Source organism: Escherichia sp. WS1118 (assembly GCF_046487695.1).
In the GTDB taxonomy this organism is placed as follows: Bacteria; Pseudomonadota; Gammaproteobacteria; order Enterobacterales; family Enterobacteriaceae; genus Escherichia; species Escherichia coli.
Genome location: NZ_JBJQIZ010000002.1, coordinates 402,747 through 421,378 on the forward strand (window position 1 = coordinate 402,747; position 18,632 = coordinate 421,378).

At 49.4% G+C, this 18,632-nt stretch carries 10 protein-coding genes; 2 read left to right on the top strand and 8 right to left on the bottom strand.

Annotated features, from left to right (window positions below):
- Positions 1 to 9 precede the first annotated feature (9 nt).
- Positions 10 to 6,354 carry a DEAD/DEAH box helicase gene (locus ACJHYO_RS05300; RefSeq protein WP_410232421.1) on the top strand — a complete coding sequence of 2,115 codons (6,345 nt, stop codon included), beginning with the start codon at positions 10 to 12 and terminating at the stop codon, positions 6,352 to 6,354.
- A gap of 56 nt (positions 6,355 to 6,410) precedes the next feature.
- On the opposite strand, the gene mcrC is transcribed toward ACJHYO_RS05300, so the two are convergent.
- From mcrC to hsdR, 6 genes are all read right to left on the bottom strand, one after another.
- Positions 6,411 to 7,457, bottom strand: a complete 1,047-nt coding sequence (mcrC, locus tag ACJHYO_RS05305) for a 5-methylcytosine-specific restriction endonuclease system specificity protein McrC (RefSeq protein ID WP_021581294.1) — start codon at positions 7,455 to 7,457, stop codon at positions 6,411 to 6,413.
- Complete coding sequence (mcrB, locus tag ACJHYO_RS05310; protein WP_032341241.1) at positions 7,457 to 8,836, bottom strand: 5-methylcytosine-specific restriction endonuclease subunit McrB; 1,380 nt, start codon at positions 8,834 to 8,836, stop codon at positions 7,457 to 7,459. The genes mcrC and mcrB overlap by 1 nt, the downstream gene beginning before the upstream one ends.
- Positions 8,837 to 8,997: 161 nt before the next feature.
- Entirely contained in the window at positions 8,998 to 9,339 is a 342-nt protein-coding gene (gene symE, locus ACJHYO_RS05315; RefSeq protein ID WP_021581296.1) for an endoribonuclease SymE, read from the bottom strand.
- 227 nt (positions 9,340 to 9,566) lie between these two features.
- Positions 9,567 to 10,991, bottom strand: coding sequence for a restriction endonuclease subunit S (locus tag ACJHYO_RS05320; protein WP_000009567.1), 1,425 nt, complete (start codon positions 10,989 to 10,991; stop codon positions 9,567 to 9,569).
- Positions 10,988 to 12,577, bottom strand: a complete 1,590-nt coding sequence (gene hsdM / locus ACJHYO_RS05325) for a type I restriction-modification system methyltransferase (RefSeq protein WP_001063206.1) — start codon at positions 12,575 to 12,577, stop codon at positions 10,988 to 10,990. Before hsdM ends, ACJHYO_RS05320 begins: the two co-directional genes overlap by 4 nt.
- A gap of 200 nt (positions 12,578 to 12,777) precedes the next feature.
- A complete protein-coding gene (gene hsdR / locus ACJHYO_RS05330; protein ID WP_021581297.1) occupies positions 12,778 to 16,290 on the bottom strand; it encodes a type I restriction-modification system endonuclease in 3,513 nt (1,170 codons plus the stop codon).
- A gap of 187 nt (positions 16,291 to 16,477) precedes the next feature.
- Between hsdR and mrr the strand changes: the two genes are divergently transcribed.
- Positions 16,478 to 17,392 (top strand): adenine/cytosine-specific restriction endonuclease Mrr, encoded by a 915-nt coding sequence (mrr, locus tag ACJHYO_RS05335; protein WP_000217934.1) that lies wholly within the window; start codon positions 16,478 to 16,480, stop codon positions 17,390 to 17,392.
- A gap of 45 nt (positions 17,393 to 17,437) precedes the next feature.
- Here the strand turns inward: mrr and yjiA are convergent, their stop codons facing one another.
- Positions 17,438 to 18,394 (bottom strand): GTPase, encoded by a 957-nt coding sequence (yjiA, locus tag ACJHYO_RS05340; protein WP_001295525.1) that lies wholly within the window; start codon positions 18,392 to 18,394, stop codon positions 17,438 to 17,440.
- Positions 18,395 to 18,404: 10 nt separating this feature from the next.
- On the bottom strand, positions 18,405 to 18,608 hold the full coding sequence (locus tag ACJHYO_RS05345; RefSeq protein WP_000467859.1) for a YbdD/YjiX family protein: 204 nt from the start codon (positions 18,606 to 18,608) through the stop codon (positions 18,405 to 18,407).
- Between the last annotated feature and the right edge of the window lie 24 nt (positions 18,609 to 18,632).

The following is an 18,632-nucleotide window of genomic DNA, read 5'->3' on the forward strand; positions in this document are numbered from 1 at the left end:
GGAATAAGGATGACTACACGCTATTTTTCGTCACTTATTGAACAATCGTTGTCTCGTTCAACTGAAGCAACGCTCAGTATCATGGGCGTTACCAACCCGCAGCTGCGTGAACATCTCGCGCAACAAATGGGGGCTGATTGTGGGAAACCGGGCTCATTCCTTGCTTCTCCGGTATTCCAGCAAATGTTTGGATGGAAGGAGTCAAATCACACGATGCGCAGCCTGACGGAAGGCAACGCATTGTTGAGCAAAGCAGTGGTTGATTCACTGGATAATCAGAGTAATGGCCGGTACCGATTTGGTGCTGACTGGAAGCCTTTTACACACCAGTTAGCCAGTTGGAAAGCTTTGCTGGAAAAGAAACATTCAGTGGTGGTAACCAGTGGTACGGGTTCAGGTAAAACGGAATGTTTTATGGTTCCGGTGCTGGAAGATCTTTACCGGGAACTGCATGAAAATGGCAACAATCCGTTGGTTGGTGTCCGAGCCCTTTTTCTCTATCCATTGAACGCCTTGATTAATTCACAGCGCGAGCGTCTGGATGCCTGGACGCGTGGTTTTGGTACTGGGATTCGCTACTGCTTGTATAACGGAAATACAGAAGAGCTCCACGCAAAAATGAAAACAGTGCAGGATAATAGACCAAATGAAGTCTTATCCCGTGAAAAGATGCGTCTGGAGCCAGCCCCGATTCTGGTGACCAACGGCACGATGCTGGAATATATGATGGTTCGCCAGGTCGACGCCCCGATTATCCAGCAATCCAAAGCACAAAAATCACTACGCTGGATTGTACTGGATGAAGCGCATACCTATGTCGGGTCGCAGGCCGCTGAACTGGCGCTCCAGCTGCGTCGTGTGATGACAGCGTTTGGCGTGACGCCAGATGATGTGCGCTTTGTAGCGACCTCTGCGACCATTGCCGGCAGCGACGCCGAAAAGCAGCTGAAAAAATTTCTCTCTGAATTATCCGGTATCCCGAAGGAGCGCATCGATGTTCTGGACGGAAGTCGGGTGATTCCTGAACTGGAACCATCCAAAAACGTTTCTCTTCCGTTAGACGAAATAGAGCAAATACCCGATCTGGATCTAAGAGATAAAAATGATAATAAAATTAAAGGTATAAGTCCTGATCGCTTTTATGCGCTTACGCATTCCCCCGAAGCGCGTTACATACGTGAGATGTTGGTCAAACAGCCCAATCCGATGAAGCTGGATGAGATAACAGAGCGGTTAAACGTGCTGACAAAACAGCATTACAGCCAGCAGGAAGTACTGCGTTGGATCGATGTCTGTTCAGGGACTCAACCTAATGCAAAGGATCCCGCATTTCTTAAAGTCAGGGCGCATATCTTCCAGCGTAATACCCAGGGAATATGGGCTTGTGTTGATAAAGATTGCAGATTAAAGCACGGTACACCGCTCGAAAAAGGCTGGCCCTTTGGCTATGTGTATGTGAACCAGCGACAAAATTGCGACTGTGGAAGCCCTGTCTACGAAGTGGCGTTCTGTAATGATTGTAATGAGCCTCATCTTCTGGCACGGGACAAAAAGGGCAAACTAGTTCAGTGGGAAAATAAAGGTGGCGATGAATTCTCTCTGCAGGATGAAGTACCTGTTGAACATGACGCGACAGAGGAAAAAGTCGAAAAAGAGAACAGTTTCCAGCCTCCGTTGATTATTGCCGCAGGAGAAAGCAGTGAGGCAGGTTATACCCTACAACGCCTCGACCGTCAGACGCGCCGTATTGGCGTTATTAACAATGACAGCATTCCGCTGATTATTAATGATATTGAACAGGTTTGTAGCGCCAGTGGCTGTGGCTACAGAGGCATGAGTGGGAAACAACCCTTCCGGCGTGCATTATTAGGAGGGCCATTTTACGTTACTAACATCGTGCCTACCGTTCTTGAGTATTGTCAGGACTTTACCAGTGATGAAGGCAAAGATGGCGTCGGACCAGATTCGTTGCCAGGGCGAGGACGTCGACTCATTACCTTTACGGACAGTCGACAAGGTACAGCTCGAATGGCGGTGCGTATGCAGCAAGAAGCAGAACGCAGTCTCTTACGCGGAAGCGTAGTCGAAATTCTGAGCTGGCATCAACGGACACAAACGTCCACGGCGCCGAATGCCAATGCCGATCTGGAAAAATTAGCGGCCAGGGCGAAGCAAGCCCGTGAGCAGGCAGAAGAATATCGAAGCTGGGGAATGCCAGACCAGGCGAAATTGTCACAAGCGCAGGCTGAACAGCTTGAACAGGCTTATCAGGCTGCAACCGGTGGAAAAGCAGCAACTACCCTGGTATCCCGCACCTGGACAGAAATGGTTAACGAGCTTAAAGATAAAGCCGATATCCGTGGCCCGGTACTGAAATATAACCACTATTTGCAGCCTGAAGTGTTTAATAAAAACGGCGGGCCACTAAAGCTTTCGGAAATGTTGTTGTTCCGGGAATTCATGCGTCGCCCTAAACGGACTAACAGCCTGGAAACACAGGGGCTGGTTCAGGTTGGTTACCAGGGGCTGGAGAAAATACATAAGAGCCCCTTGCACTGGCAGGGAAAAGGATTAACGCTGGATGACTGGCGCGATTTTCTCAAGGTTACGCTGGATCATTACGTTCGCGAGAGCAACTTCACACAGCTGGATGATGAGCTGAAAAACTGGATCGGTAGCCGTTTTTCATCAAAATTCGTCCGTAACCCGGAATCAAAAGATCCTGAAGATAATCAGAACAGACGCTGGCCTCAAATTCGTAATGGCAATATAACCCATCGTTTAGCGAAGTTGCTGATGTTGGGAGCCGGATTCAAAACCGTCAATACGGCGACTATTGATACTATCAATACATGGCTGAAAGAAGCATGGGCCCAACTTACCGGACCGCTTGCAGTATTGAAACCCGATGGCAACCGTTTTTATTTACCGAAAGAGCATATGACTTTTTCTTTAATCACGGATGCCTGGATTTGCCCGGTAACCAATAAAATCCTGAATACGGCTTTTAAAGGCTTAACCCCTTATCTGCCTACCCATATTTCGTTCGAGCATCTTACCCAGGCGCAATATGACAGTTTTGTCGCGCAGAAAGTCACTATGCCGGAAATCTGGAAGCTGGATCGTTCACAGGAAGACTACGCAGAGGGTCTGGCAAAAGCACGCGACTGGGTCAGCAAAGATCCGCTGATCGCACAATTGCGGTCGGAAAACGTCTGGACAGACATTAACGATCGTGTCGTGGAAGGCGGTTTCTACTATCGCACTGCCGAGCACTCTGCCCAGCAGTCGTCAGAACGCCTGCAAAGCTATGAAAAGATGTTCCAGAACGGGCAACTAAATGTTCTCAACTGTTCCACCACCATGGAAATGGGGGTTGATATCGGGGGCATTACTGCGGTGGTAATGAACAACGTTCCGCCACATCCGGCCAACTATTTACAGCGCGCCGGGCGAGCCGGGCGTAGTAAAGAATCACGCGCGATCTCTTATACCCTATGCAAAGGTAACCCACACGACCAACAGGTTTTTGCCAACCCGCTCTGGCCGTTTGAAACCATGATCCCGGCCCCCATGGTCGCGATGAACTCCGCCCGACTGGTGCAACGTCACGTCAATGCATTATTACTGTCCGACTTTTTATGTAACGTTATTGGCGAAACCGATAAAGAAAAAACCAGTCTCGATAGCCTCTGGTTTTTCGGTGAAGATGACGGGCAGTCAAAATGCGAACGCTTTAAAATCTGGCTGGAACGTCCGGTTCTTGATATCGACACGGCGCTGGAACGGCTGGTGAAAGGTACGGCGTTGCATGGTGCAAGAGCCGAATATCTGCGGGATAAAACAATCAACGCGATCACCTTCCTGCAGCAGCGGTGGCTCTCCGTTTATCGCGATCTCGTGACACAGGAGCGTGAGTCGCAGCCGCAAACGCCTTATCGTAAGCGCATAGAGCTGGAGAAGAAACGGCACTGTGGCGAGTATCTGCTGCGCGATCTGGCTGCCAGAACCTTCCTGCCGGGATACGGTTTCCCGACAGATGTAGTGACGTTTGATAACTTCACGATGGAAGATTATATCCGCGAAAAATCGCAGAAAAGTCGTGATAAAAAGGACCGTGAAGATAACGTCTCCCGTTATAAAGGATTACCTTCCCGTAACCTCGGTGTTGCCATTCGTGAATATGCACCGGGAGCAGAGATCATTCTTGATGGCCGTGTCTTCCGCTCTGCCGGTGTCTCACTGCACTGGCACAACATTAATGCTGATACCAATGAAGCCCAGCGTCTGGATTGCGCCTGGCGCTGTCACAAATGCGGGACCATTGGCTATGAAGAGGGGATGAGCAGTTCCGGGATGCTCTTTTGCTCCAATAGCGCCTGCGGCGAAAAAATAATCATGGATAATCGCCGTCAGGTGCTGCAGCCTGCCGGGTTTGTTACCGATGCACATGCTCCGGTAACGAACAATATTGAAACCATGAAATTCGTCCCGGTTGTCCCCGCGTGGGTCTTTGTTAAAGCAGAGCCCGTACCGTTGCCTAACCCGCTAATGGGTTATATGGCTTCTGGGGCTGATGGGCATGTTTTCCAGCAAAGTCTGGGGGAAGGTGGACACGGTTATGCATTGTGTCTGAGCTGTGGCCGTGCGGAGTCGATGCTGAATGAAAATGATGCTCCGAAAAGTATGGAAGCTCACTATCCACCGCGTCCGGGTAAAGCGGACCGCGACAGCCAGAATCATCGTCTGATTTGCCCAGGTTCGACGGCACTCGTGAAGAAAGTCACCCTGGGCGCACTGGCGCGCACCGATGTCTTTGAAATGGTTCTGCGCAAACCACAAAATGGCGAGTATCTGCCAGATAACACAGAAGAGGGGCGGATTGTCGCCATGACTCTGGCGGTTACTCTGCGTCAGGCGCTGGCGGGCGTTCTGGGTATCTCCACCGCAGAACTCGGCTATTCTGTACGTCCGGTCAGACTGGAGGATGGGCAATCGGTATTAGCCTTACAGCTTTATGATGTGATCAGCGGTGGTGCAGGTTTTGCCTCCAGCGCACCGGTACACATTGAAGCTATTTTGCAGGGAATGGTGAAACAGTTAGGCTGCCGCCATTGTGATACTGCATGTAGTGAATGCCTGCTTGATTCCCAGACTCGCCACGATCATGATTTGCTGGATCGCAAAGCGGCGCTGGCCTGGCTTGGCGATGACTTCACGTATTACATCGGTTTACCGGATGAAGAGACATTCTCGCTGCCGGATGCCCGCTACTGCCCTGGCGCTATTGGCGATACGATTCGCCGGGCGATTAACGAAGGCGCTGAAAAGCTCACCCTGTGGATGACTGGCGCGCCCAATGAGTGGGATTTATACGCCCGTCAGTTCCGCGCGGCTATTCAGAGCTATCGGCTAAAAGACAACGTCGAGGTCGATCTTGTTATTCCGGCGGGAGTGGATGATCCGGACCTGTTGCATGAACTATCGCAATTTACTGCGCTGGGTGTGCGACTGTGCCATGTTGAACAGGATCTGCAATTACCGATTGTTGCCCAGGTTACCTTTGCCGATCGCGTGATGACGCTGGCCTCTCGCAGTCAGCAGGCAACGATTCCGGGGCCGGAGTGGCACCTGAATGACGAACTGGTAGTGCGTAGCCTCGGTTATAAAACGGTAGAACTGAGCGAGTTTATTCTGCCAGCTAAAGCCGCCAACGCTGTCGAGCGGGTCAAAGACATTCAGATCCACAAACAGTTGAATGGACCGTTGTCGCAGTTTGGGCAACGCTTCTGGGACGTGCTGTTTAACGACCATGAAGAAGCGCAGTCACTGATGAAAAATACGCGAATTACCGGCGTTCACTATACCGATCGCTATCTGCAAAACCCGGTTGCGCTGGCGTTGTTGGGATCAATTCTGAGACCGCTAAAAACAAAGCTGACCGATGGCGCTGAAGTGACGCTGGATACGCTGTTTAAAGATAAAGATCGCCCCGGTAACCGGCCTTTCCATGACTGGATGAGCATAGCGGATTTTCAGGATTTCGCTGATCAGTGGTTTGCAGCTGCGCTGGGCAGGCCGGTAGAACTGACGGTGTTCGACTCGCCGCGCGATATCCCTCACCATCGTAAACTGACGGTGACTTTTGAGGATGGTCAGGTATTGAAGATCCGCTTCGATCAGGGGATGGGCTACTGGCGAATCAACTTTGCATCGCAATGGCATTACTTTGATTTCCGCGATGACGTTTCTTTCCAGTTAGTCAAAATGGATCAAGCTTGTCAGGAAGGGAATGTGGTCAACAGTGAAGAGAGCTGGGCAACGGATGTGCTGGTGGAGGTGCTCGCCTCCTGATGATGTGCCGCTCCCGACGTCGTGTCGGGAGCGGTATTTTCTATAAAACTTACCGCTTATTTGAGATATTCATCGAAAATGGCGAGTAATTCTTGATGTATACACGGCCATTCCTGACCTAAATTGACGGTACACAGGCCAATATCGAAGCCATTAATTTTATAACGATGTTTCACTGCGGTGTCTACGTGGGGATATATTAATAAACCCCCTATGTTTTCGCCATTTTCAGGCTTTAACGACCATAAGTAATTCATCAGTTGATAAAGGTTTTGAGAATGAAATTTTTCTGAGCCCATTCTTCGTGAAAAAATACTCTTATAGTATTTGGCGTCAATGATAAGTATTTTCTCTGATGAACGAATGGTGATGTCAGTTTCCATTCGAGGTAACAAATTAAGTGACTGATCCGATATGCTTGATGCATCCCATTTTAAATAAGAGCGGGTTGTGTATGCAGATGTTAATTCACGACGGCAAAATTCAAAAAGAAACTTTTGATAAAGTAATGACATCTCTTTTTCATTTCTTTCAAAATCATAGAAACGATAATGTCCTTTGTTTTGACCTGGAATAGAATTATTGACGATGAACTTGCAGACGCTGATAACAAATTTATAATAACGCGTGTTCTTTCCGCCATTCAGATAGCTGAAATGCTGCGGAGTTAAATGAAGAGTGCTAATGCCCGGTAATTTTCTATAAAGTGAACGAGCTTCATCTCTGATGGTTGAGTTTAACTTTTCATGCTTAATTAACATGGCTAATGTGCTTTTTATAATTCGGTTAGCCAGCGTGTCTTCATTAAGCAGATCAAAAGTACTGACGGTTTTCCCATGATTAAGATGGAAGCCGCGTATTGTTTTAGCAAACTCTATTCGCCCTTTGATGCCAGGAATGATCCCGGTATGAGGATTGTAATCAAGCTCAAGCCCTCGGCGTGAAAGCTGTAAAACCCCTTTATTTAATACATACCCCAGGATATCAAGAAGATTGTTACCTGGTATGGCTTCAAGGTTTGCCTGCTTAATTTCCTGTAAATAACCCCATGCATAGGTAAGCATGTAATAGATATTACGGACAGGTATCACGGGCTGTTCCACTATGAGTCACCTAATAATTTGTCGGTCCATATCTGTTGTTTATAGGGATCATCAAAGAAATATTCTTCGAGTAAAGGCGCGATATCCGTCATCACAATTTCCTTAAGCCATTGCGTATCCGGAGAGGTGCCATCTTCCAACCCGGAGCAGAAGTAACTATGCCCAATGCGAAATCCTTTCCCAAGGATAGTGGCCTCTTTGCTGATTTCCTGGTTTAACTCGTTCATTTTTTGGCATAAAGACTCAACAAATGAAGGTTCTGCTTTTTTATTCAGTAAAAAATTCCGGAACTGTGGCGTATCAAAACCTGGCTCAATATCTATGAAAGAAAATCGTCTGCGCAGGGCATAATCAACAACGGCCAGAGAGCGATCAGCAGTATTCATTAAACCGATGATATAAACATTCTCCGGGACATAGAATCGTTCTTCATCGTTTTCGGAGTAGGTTAAGGGAACAGACCAGTTTTCACCTCGTTTATCATGTTCCATTAACATCATCACTTCGCCAAATACTTTACTGAGATTGGCACGATTGATTTCATCTATAATAAAAACATACTTTTTCTCTGGCTGCTTTATAGCTTGCTGACAAAAATTGTAAAATATGCCGTCTTTACGTCGGAAGCCGACGCCATTCGGACGATAGCCCTGTATAAAATCCTCATAGCTATAAGATTGATGGAACTGAACCATATTGACGCGTTGCGGAGCCTTTTCTCCTGTCAGCAGGTAAGCCAGACGGCGTGCAACAAAGGTTTTTCCAACGCCGGGCGGCCCCTGGAGGATAATATTTTTTTTGATGGTTAATCGTTTGAGTATCGTCTCTATCGTGGTTTCAGGGATAAACAAATCATTTAACGCATCTTCCAGACAGTATGATTCAGTTTTTGACATAGGTGGAATAACACTCTCGCTGGAATTAAATATTAATTTATAGTCGTTGATTATGTTGTCCAGCATGGAGGCAAACCGGGTATAATCAAGACCTTGTGAGACTTTTTGGGAACAGGTGTAATAGGACTGTCCGTATTTTTTAGGATAAACACCTGAAGTTGCCTGAAAATACTCTGCGATTGTTTTAGGTATGTCTGAAGAGAACTGCCATTGGGCATGTGGTTTATTCGTGTCGCTTATACCATAAGCCAAAACCAACTCATCAAAATCTTTATAATAGAGAATAACGGGATATATACCGTTAGAAACTTCCTGACCTTCTCCAAGAAATGCAAACCAGGGAATAGATGTAAAATTGCCATAACCGAAACTCACTTTTACTCGCAGGTTACGGTAAGACGTTGGATAATCTTTAGTGGATTGTGAACTTTGTTGCTGTGCTTGCTCAATAAATTTTTCAATCCAGGCTTGAATTGATTCCATAAGATGTGCCTTCCTCATTGCTAAGCCTCTATTATCGCTTTCGCAACGTACTGAAACAATGGATTTTTACTGCACAATCAGGCAGGTAAATATTTACTGAGGGGGAAAGTTTCTATTGAGTCAGTGGAAGGCTCCCGGTGGTTAACCGGGAGTAAACGCTGTTACGCGACTTTCTGTTTACCGGCAATCACTCCAATAAACGCCTGCACCTGCTTTTGTTTACGTGCCGACAGCTTGCACACCTGGCGCAGCGACTGCATCAGTTCGCTCTCTTCGACGGCGAGTGGTTGGGCGGTGAGGACAATACAGCCTTCCATCACTTTGACATTTACCGCCGTGCCGGTGGTAAAACCGGCGGCTTCCAGCCACTGACCTTTCAGGGTGATGGCGGGAATACGGCTGTAATCCGGGTAGCGACTCGCATAACTCACGGTTAATTGACGGTTATTTGCCGGGGAGACTTCTGCTTCGAACGGTTGTGCAATAGAATGCATGTCAGTCATGATTACTATTCCTTAGAAATAGGGATTGTGATTAGCGGTGCGGGTGTGTTGGCGCACATCCGCACCGCGCTAAATACCTGGATATATCATCAGTAAATACAGGGAAAGTCCAGCTAAAAATAGAATAAAATGGGCAATTTCCGGAATGATTTAAATATATTTATGTGAGTTATGATTGGCGAGAAATAATAAAAAGCGCACCGGAAAGGTGCGCCAGAAAATAATGATCAGAACTTTTTACGCGAGGCTTTTTTACCCCCGCTGGCTGCGCGCTCAGCTTTGATTTTCTCCAGCAACGCAGCGGCGCTGTTTTCTCCGCTGATTAAATCCGGGTTTTCGGCCCGCCACTGGGCGGTGAGTTCACCACGGAACGCTTTTGCCAGGATGGATTGCGTCAGGTTGTTGACGCGGGCTAAGGCGTTGTTGACCTGTTTTTCTATGGAGTCGGCGTAGGCGAAGAGTTGCTCGACGCGGCGAACGATTTCGTGTTGTTCTTCTATAGACGGTAAAGGGACAAATGCATTTTTAAGATCTTTTAAATTTAATGTCTTTCTGGCGACCTCCTTAGATGACTGAACTAGCCATGTTTGCATAACTGGTGAACTTAACCATATATGGAGAAACATAGGAACAATAATCTTATATTCAGGAGATATTCTGGCAACGGCACGAGCGATATTAACATTTATATCTTCTCTAACAATACCTATTCTACCTATAGCCCCAACAATTGTTACAAGAATGTCATTCTTTCGTACTTTGGAACGCTTATATTGTAAATCTATTTCCTTTGAAATTTTACGAAGATGATTTAAATCTACTTCACCATCGTTAATATCACAAACACGAATTAATTCTATACCGTCTTTTATATCATCTCCAGGTTGCACCACACCATAACATAATGGTCTTTGTGTATTGATAATGTTATTCAAAATTGTTTCACTCCAGTCTTCTGGAATAAGGATTTTGTAGTTATCTAATTCAACTTTTTTTGTTATAAAATCTTTATCTTCTTTGGTCAACCTACCAGTTACTGCCGCAGCCAACACCGCCTGACGAAAACGTTTCAGGATTTGTGGGATTTGCTCAAGGCGTGCTTTGGTGCTGTCTACCTGCGCCAGCAGCGTATCGAGTTTTTCAGCGATGATTTTTTGCTCGGCAAGTGGTGGCAACGGAAGTAGGGTATCTTGAAGTGTCCTGGAAGAAAGATGCTTTACAGTAACCGAGGACGTATTTGCATTGATTGCGGATAAATATCCTGGTAAGGCGTGATAGAAAAACCTTTTATTGTATTTGTCTTCCTGAACTTCAATTTTACATACTCGTTGATTTAACAGAGCTGGTTCTGAGCACCATATAGTTGCATTAAAATCACCATCCATTCCCACGATTAAGTCTTCGGGATATACCCAATATCCCTCAGGAATTTGACCCGAGTAATAAGTCGATGTATTACCTTTTAGAACATCACGAATTCTAATTAATGGTACACCATCTTTACGATTATTAAATTCTGACGACTTAAAAGCAAAACCGTTTGTGATGTTTGCTACGGAATCCATTGAAATACGTAACCAGCTATCATGGATTGAAAGTAACCCATTGATATTTTGCTCAATTAATTCTTTTGATGTTGAGTTGAAACTCATTCCTTCACCCCACCAAACGCTTCTTCCAGCAACTGACGCTGTGCATCCGCCTCATCGCTCGCTCCCAGTTCACGTATCAGCGCATCCAGTTCGCCCAGCGCCTGTACCAGCTCGCCCATCGCTTCTGCCGCTAATACATCCGGCTCCGGCAGGTTGTCGGCATCAATGCTATCTTTATCTTTCAGCCAGGAGATATCCAGCGAATCGGATTTCGTGGTGCGGATCCACTCGCGGGTGAACTTACGCCAGCGGCTGGTAGCCAGGTGCTGGTCGGTGTTTTTGTTCTCTTCGCTGTCGGCAACTTCCGTCTCTTCGGCGTTAAAACTCCATTCCCCTTCGCTACGCGGGCTTAAACCGTGCGGATCTTCGCCATACACGCGCTCAAACGGCTGCAGATGCTCGTCGGTAAACGGCGTGCGTTTGCCGAAGCTCGGCATATTGGTACGCAGGTCGTACACCCACACATCATCGGTACAGTTCTTATCCTGATGCGGGTTCGCCACCGTCCCTTTGGTAAAGAACAGCACGTTCGTCTTCACGCCCTGCGCGTAAAAAATACCGGTCGGCAGACGCAGAATAGTGTGCAGATGACACTTATCCATCAGGTCACGACGGATGTCCGTGCCTTTGCCGCCTTCAAACAGCACGTTATCCGGCACCACCACCGCTGCACGACCGCCGGGGTGCAGTGTTTCGATAATATGCTGCATAAAGCACAATTGTTTGTTGCTGGTCGGGTGAACAAAGGTACGGGTAATGTTGGTGCCTGCGGCGCTACCAAACGGCGGGTTAGTGGCGACAATATGCGCCTTCGGCAGGTTTTCACCGTCGCTACCCAGGGTGTTGCCCAGACGGATTGCGCCACCGTGGTCGAGGTTGCCTTCGATATCGTGCAGCAGGCAGTTCATTAGCGCCAGACGACGGGTGCCGGGTACCAGTTCGAGGCCGATAAACGCGCGGTGGATCTGGAAATCCTGCGTGTCGCCATCAAGGTCGTCCAGATCGTTAGTCTGCGACTTAACGTAGCGGTCAGCTTCAATCAAAAAGCCCGCTGTACCTGCTGCCGGGTCCTGCACCACTTCACGCGGCTGCGGTTTCAGCAGATGAATAATGGTTTTAATCAGCGGACGTGGGGTGAAGTACTGGCCCGCGCCAGACTTGGTTTCGTTGGCGTTTTTCTGCAACAGCCCTTCGTACATATCGCCGAAGTCATCGCGTGACTTACCGTGCGCGCCGTTGTACCAGTCCAGTGAATCCATATTGCTGACCAGTTCGGTCAACTGTTTCGGCTGGGTAATGGTGGTGTTGACGTTCTGGAACACCGCCTGCACCAGCTTTTGATTGTCGGCGCCCAGATGCACCAGCAGGTTACGGTAGAACTGCAACTGCTCCTGGCCGATGCGGGATTTCAGGTCATCCCAGCGGTAGCCTTCCGGCAGGTATTCCGCTTCCTGTCCGGTTTCTTTACACATTTTCAAAAACAGCAGCGAGGCGAGTTCATTGACGTAGTTTTGATAGGAAACGCCGCCATCGCGCAGGTTGTCGCACAGTTTCCACAGCTTCGCGACCAGATCGTTATTGTTCATTGTAAGTTCCGTAAATTAAGCAGCGGCCCGCATGTTCGGGGCCGCAGAAGAAGAAATTGCCGAGGGTAATATACACAAAATCATTCAGATTGCATCAAGGCGGCAAGTGAGCGAATCCCCGGGAGCGTACAGAAGTACTTGACCGGGGTGAACGAGCGCAGCCAACGCAGAGGCAGCCTGAAGGATGAAGTGTATACGTGTCAGGCCAGCTCGTCCCAAATGTAATCGCTGAATTTATCGAGCAGGTTGTCGAGATTATCGTCAAAGGTTCTTTGCAGCATCGCCTTCCCGCCGCGACGGTGGAAGTTGCCGGTTTTGAAGACATCGTCGTCGAGCACCACTTTCTCTTTCAGCGCCTGCGCTAAACGATCGAGCCAGCTTAATTGCTCGCTGCTCCAGTCATTTTCGCCCTTAATGCGCGTCAGCGCGTGATCGACACGTTCCTCAAACGGTTTCAGCGCATCGCCCACCGCAGCGCGGCGAATATGTCCAATCAGCCGGGCGGCGATATCTTCATTGCGCGTCTCTTGCCATGCTTTGCGCAGGGAAGATTCCTCAAAGTGCTGGCGGTCAAACCACTCCTGTAGCTCGACCAGCCCTTTACGGGTGAGATCGCGCGGGCGATTAATCACCGCCTGCAATGCCGGCTGTGCATTCGGGGAACGTTGCACCAGCGAGTCAAAGGCTTCGAGGAAATCCTGCGGCGTGTCGTAATCACCGTACAGCGATTTTACGCTCACCACTTCATCGTCGATATCGAGGAAGATCGGCGCATCATTCAGGTTGTTGATGTCGGTTTTCAGCTTTTCCAGACGGGCGATAAAGCCAGGTAGTTTGTTAAAGACTTCGGCGCTCCAGTGCGGCCCTTTTTCCCGCAGGCGCGAGGCGAAGCCGTTAAAGTTAACCCCCGCCGCGTCCTGGCATAGCTCATCCAGACGACGCACCTGTTTGTCTATCGTTTCGCTGCGGTCACGGTTAAACGTGGCCAGGCCGATGATGCGCTGGAGCTTCGCCACCAGTTGTTCATGGCTGTGCTCGGCAAAACTGCGGCCATCCGCTTCGGTGATTTTATAGGTTTCTGAATCGGTAATTTCGTTGACCAGCGTTTGCAGTTCCACCTTCGGACGCACCACCACCGGACGCATGGTGTCGACGCTCTCCAGCGTGCTGTAGATATCGACACAGTCGAAAATCTTAAAGCTGGTTTTATTCACCTCCGGGCATAAGCGCGTGGCGCGCCCTTTCATCTGCTCGTACAGAATACGGCTGCGTACCTTGCGCAGGAACACGATATTACAGATCGACGGAATATCGACGCCGGTTGTCAGCAGGTCGACGGTTACCACGATATTGGGCAGCCGCTCTTTATTGAAGCGGGTGATCATGGTCTGCACTTTGCGCGCGTCTTTATCGGCATCACCGGTGATCTTGATGATCGCGTCGTGCTCCAGTTGCGGATACTTTTTCTTGAACGCGGTACGCAACTCTTCCACCACCATATCGGCATGGGCATTGGTAACGCAGAAGACCAGCGTTTTTTGCGACCCGGTCGGGTCAAGGTAGTTGGTGAGCTCGTTACAGACGGCGCGGTTAAACGCCGGGATCACCAGGCCACGGTTAAAGTCGGCGACCTCAAAATCCTGATCGTCTTCCAGGGTATCGTTGATCACTTCTCCCTGCGGGCTGATGCGCTCTACCTGTTCGCCCTTGGAGAGATAAACCCCCTCCTGGGCGTTGCGGGTGATGATCTGAATCGGCGGATCCTGGTCGATCAGAAAACCGTCGATAACCGCGGTACGGTAGGTATAACGGTAAACCGGCTCGCCGAAAATCTGCACCGTATGCAGCGCCGGGGTGGCGGTGAGGGCGATTTTTACCGCATCGAAGTGATCGAGAATGCGACGGTAGGCAGAAACGTAATCCAGCTGGCTGCGAAACTGCAGTTCGCCTTCGGTCTGCTCTTTATCGAGAATATAGCCGCGATGCGCTTCATCGACGACGATACAGTCGTAACGGGCCACCGGCATCGGTTCATCTGATTGCAGGGTGCGTTTCACCAGCGACTGTACGGTGGCAACGTGAATTTTGGTGCTGTCTTCGGGGAATTTATCCGTCAGCCCTTTAATGTCGAAAATGCTGTTGAAAGTGTCGCCGTTAATACGCGTATCTTCAAACGCCCCCAGCGCCTGCTCGCCAAGAGAACGGCGATCGACAAGGAAGAGAATGCGTTTAAAACGCTGGGACTGGATCAGGCGGAACATCATGGCAATTGCGGTGCGGGTTTTACCGGTACCGGTCGCCATCGCCAGCAGGATCTCTTGTTGACCCTTGACGATTGCCTTTTCAACCGCGCGGACGGCATCTTCCTGATAATAACGCAGGCCTAGCTCGCTCATGCCAGGGTTATCGGCAAACCATTGATTCTGTTTTTGCGGTTCGCTGCCGAGCATTTCCAGCAGCTCTTCCGGGCGATGCCACTCGGGTAAGGCTTTCGACATATTGCGGGTATCACGCACGTCGCGATACCAGATGCCACTTTTAGTCTTCATTGCTGCGCGGTATTCGCGCCCGTTGGTGGAGTAGCAGAAGGGGATTTTAAACCGTTGTTGGCCGCTGGTGTCCTGCCAGCTAGTTTCATACTCCGGCACCGCTTCATGCACTTCATCCGGTGAGTAATGCTCAAGCAAGGTTTCCCGCAGGAAGCTATTATCGAAGCATTTACTGTAGCGATACGACTCATTGAGCTTGCCGGGAACGTCGATATTTTTACGTTTCGCCTCTACCACCGCGATGGGTTTGAGGCCGACAAACAGCACATAATCCGCAAAGCCTTGATTACCCGTTTCATCTTTCCCGGTCGGCCATTCAGCAATGGCTTTATTGACGCCGGGTTCCGGGCGCGCGCCTTTGGAGAAGCGCAGGGTTTTGCTGTCGGCCTGCCAGCCTGCCTTACGCAGTTGGGCATCAATCAGGAAGCGGCTCTCTTCTTCGCTAAGATTGAGTGTACGCTTGATGGCCTGATCGGTAATTTCTTTGTGGTAAGCCTTACGTTCCTGTTCGGTCTGCTTGGCCAGTTCCGCGTTCTTCTCGGCGAGCTGTGCTTCCAGTGCAGCAAGGCGAGCCTGGGTTTGCGCTTCGGTTTCCTGCTGCTTGCCTTCCAGAATGGCGATATAGCCGTTCAGGGCAACCAGTTTCTGCTGTTGCGCTTCGACTTCTGCCTGAGTCTGCGCTTTTTCTCGCACCTGCTGTTCAAGCTGTTGTTTTAGCGTCAGCACTTCCTGGTGATAGAGGTTTTCACCACGTTCCGGCAACACAAACACCGGCACCGGGAAGTCATAATCTTTGGTGACCAGACGGTAGTACCAGACAGCCAGGCGGAACCCGAGTCGCAGACACATTTGGGCATCGTCGAGATCATTATGATATTCGTGCACCGCCTGGTTACCAATGCGGCGTAATTTGTGGAATACAGAGAGAATGTTGTCATCAACGAAGGCGATTTTGCCGAGTTCGCGCAGGAGATCGTGTTGATTCTCACAAGGGGGGATGTTGAGTAACATACCAAGATGTTTCGCTGTAGCTTCGCCAAACATACGCATTTTAATCAGCGTCGTGTTGGGATCATCCGGGTAGTTATTTTCCGCCGCACAGGCGATGGCATAAGTGAAGTCGTTGACGCCCTTCAGGAATTCGAAGTTGGATTTATTCATCATTGTTATTAATCCATTGCTGTGTGGGCCTGTCCAAATATTTAAGGCCCATAACGCCCTATCTTAGCTTTCTGTACCTTTCCGGGCAATGACCACGGTCACAGCAACTGACTCATTTCTAACGTGTTCGCCTATTTTGGTAGTGTTATAGTAGCCGAAAAACATCTACCTGATTCTGCAAGGATGTACTATGACGGTTCCAACCTATGACAAATTTATTGAACCTGTTCTGCGTTATCTGGCGACAAAACCGGAAGGTGCAGCCGCGCGTGATGTTCATGAGGCTGCCGCGGATGCATTAGGACTGGATGACAGCCAGCGAGCGAAAGTCATTACCAGCGGACAACTTGTTTATAAAAATCGTGCAGGCTGGGCGCATGACCGTTTAAAACGTGCCGGGTTGTCGCAAAGTTTGTCGCGTGGCAAATGGTGCCTGACTCCTGCGGGTTTTGACTGGGTTGCGTCTCATCCCCAGCCAATGACGGAGCAGGAGACGAACCATCTGGCCTTCGATTTTGTGAATGTCAAACTTAAGTCACGGCCGGATGCCGTCGATTTAGATCCGAAAGCCGACTCTCCCGATCATGAAGAACTTGCAAAGAGCAGCCCGGACGATCGGTTAGATCAGGCGCTAAAAGAGCTTCGTGATGCGGTGGCTGATGAGGTTCTGGAAAACTTATTGCAGGTTTCTCCTTCGCGCTTTGAAGTCATTGTTCTGGATGTTTTGCATCGCCTGGGGTATGGCGGCCACCGTGATGATTTGCAGCGTGTTGGCGGTACTGGAGATGGTGGCATCGATGGTGTGATATCGCTTGATAAACTTGGCCTGGAGAAAGTTTATGTTCAGGCAAAACGTTGGCAGAATACTGTAGGCAGGCCAGAATTACAGGCATTTTACGGCGCACTGGCTGGGCAAAAAGCGAAACGTGGGGTGTTTATTACCACTTCTGGATTTACTTCTCAGGCGCGTGACTTTGCCCAATCCGTCGAGGGTATGGTGTTGGTTGATGGGGAACGCCTGGTGCACTTAATGATCGAAAACGAAGTAGGGGTTTCTTCACGTTTGTTGAAGGTGCCGAAACTGGATATGGATTATTTTGAGTGAAATATCAGGCCGGATGCGGCTGCGCCTTATCCGGCCCATAACCCCTTACTTCCTCAACCCCGCAAACGCCGCCCGAATCTCATCCTCCGGCAGCTGAATCCCGATAAACACCATCGTGCTATGCGGTTTTTCATCGCCCCACGGGCGGTCCCAGTCGGCGCTGTAGAGGCGTTGGACGCCCTGGAACAGCAGGCGATTAGGTTCGCCGTCAATCCATAGCATCCCTTTGTAACGCAGCAGTTTATCTGCCGATTCCAGCAGCAGGTTTTCCATCACCCGGGAAACTTCGCTGATATCTACCGGGTAATCCAGTTCCACCACAATCGACGAAATATCGTTTTGTTTGTCCGCGATAAAGTGAAAACGTGGCTTGGTGCTGACGACGTTTTCTTCCAGCATAAAACCGTTGGTGTTGAACAACAGGCCCAGGTCGATGTCGCCGTGGGTGACGGTGTAGACCGGTGCACGGGCGTTGATGCGCGCCAGGCGTTCACGCAGTTTTTCTGCTTCGCCTGCGACGTCGGTTTTAGTCAGCAGAATACGGTCGGCGTAGCCAACCTGGGACTGGGCGATGGTGAACTGGTTCATCTGCTCATCGGCATGTACCGCATCCACCAGCGCAATCACGCCATCCAGCAGGTAACGCTGGCATAAAATCTCATGGGAGAAAAAGGTCTGAATAATCGGGCCGGGATCGGCCATGCCGGTGCATTCAATGACCAGACGGTCGAACTGAATATTGCCCTTGTCGAGATTATCCAGCAGGTCGAGTAGGGCGTCTTCCAGCTCGTTGGAGCGCGAACAGCAGATGCAGCCGTTGGTCAGCGTTTTGATCTGCGTGGCGCGATCGCCAATCAGTTGATCATCAACGGAGACTTCGCCGAATTCGTTTTCAATCACGGCAATCTTGTAGCCGTGTTGTTCGTTAAGAATATGGCGCAGCAGGGTGGTTTTTCCTGCGCCTAAAAAACCGGTGAGTAGGGTAACTGCAATCGGGTTCATGCTCTCTCCATTAACAACAGCGCATACCGCCTTTACCATCGCCGCCGTAGCGCGCGTTCTGGCGTTCGCGGAAGAATTCTTCATAGCTCATGTACGGCTTGTCGGGATGGTTGGTCTTCATATGCTCGACGTAGTTGTCGTAGTCTGGAATGCCAATCAACATCTTCGCCGCCTGGCCGAGATATTTTTTTGCCTGTCCTAAGTTACCAAACATTTTGCCTTCCAGATATGCGTAAAG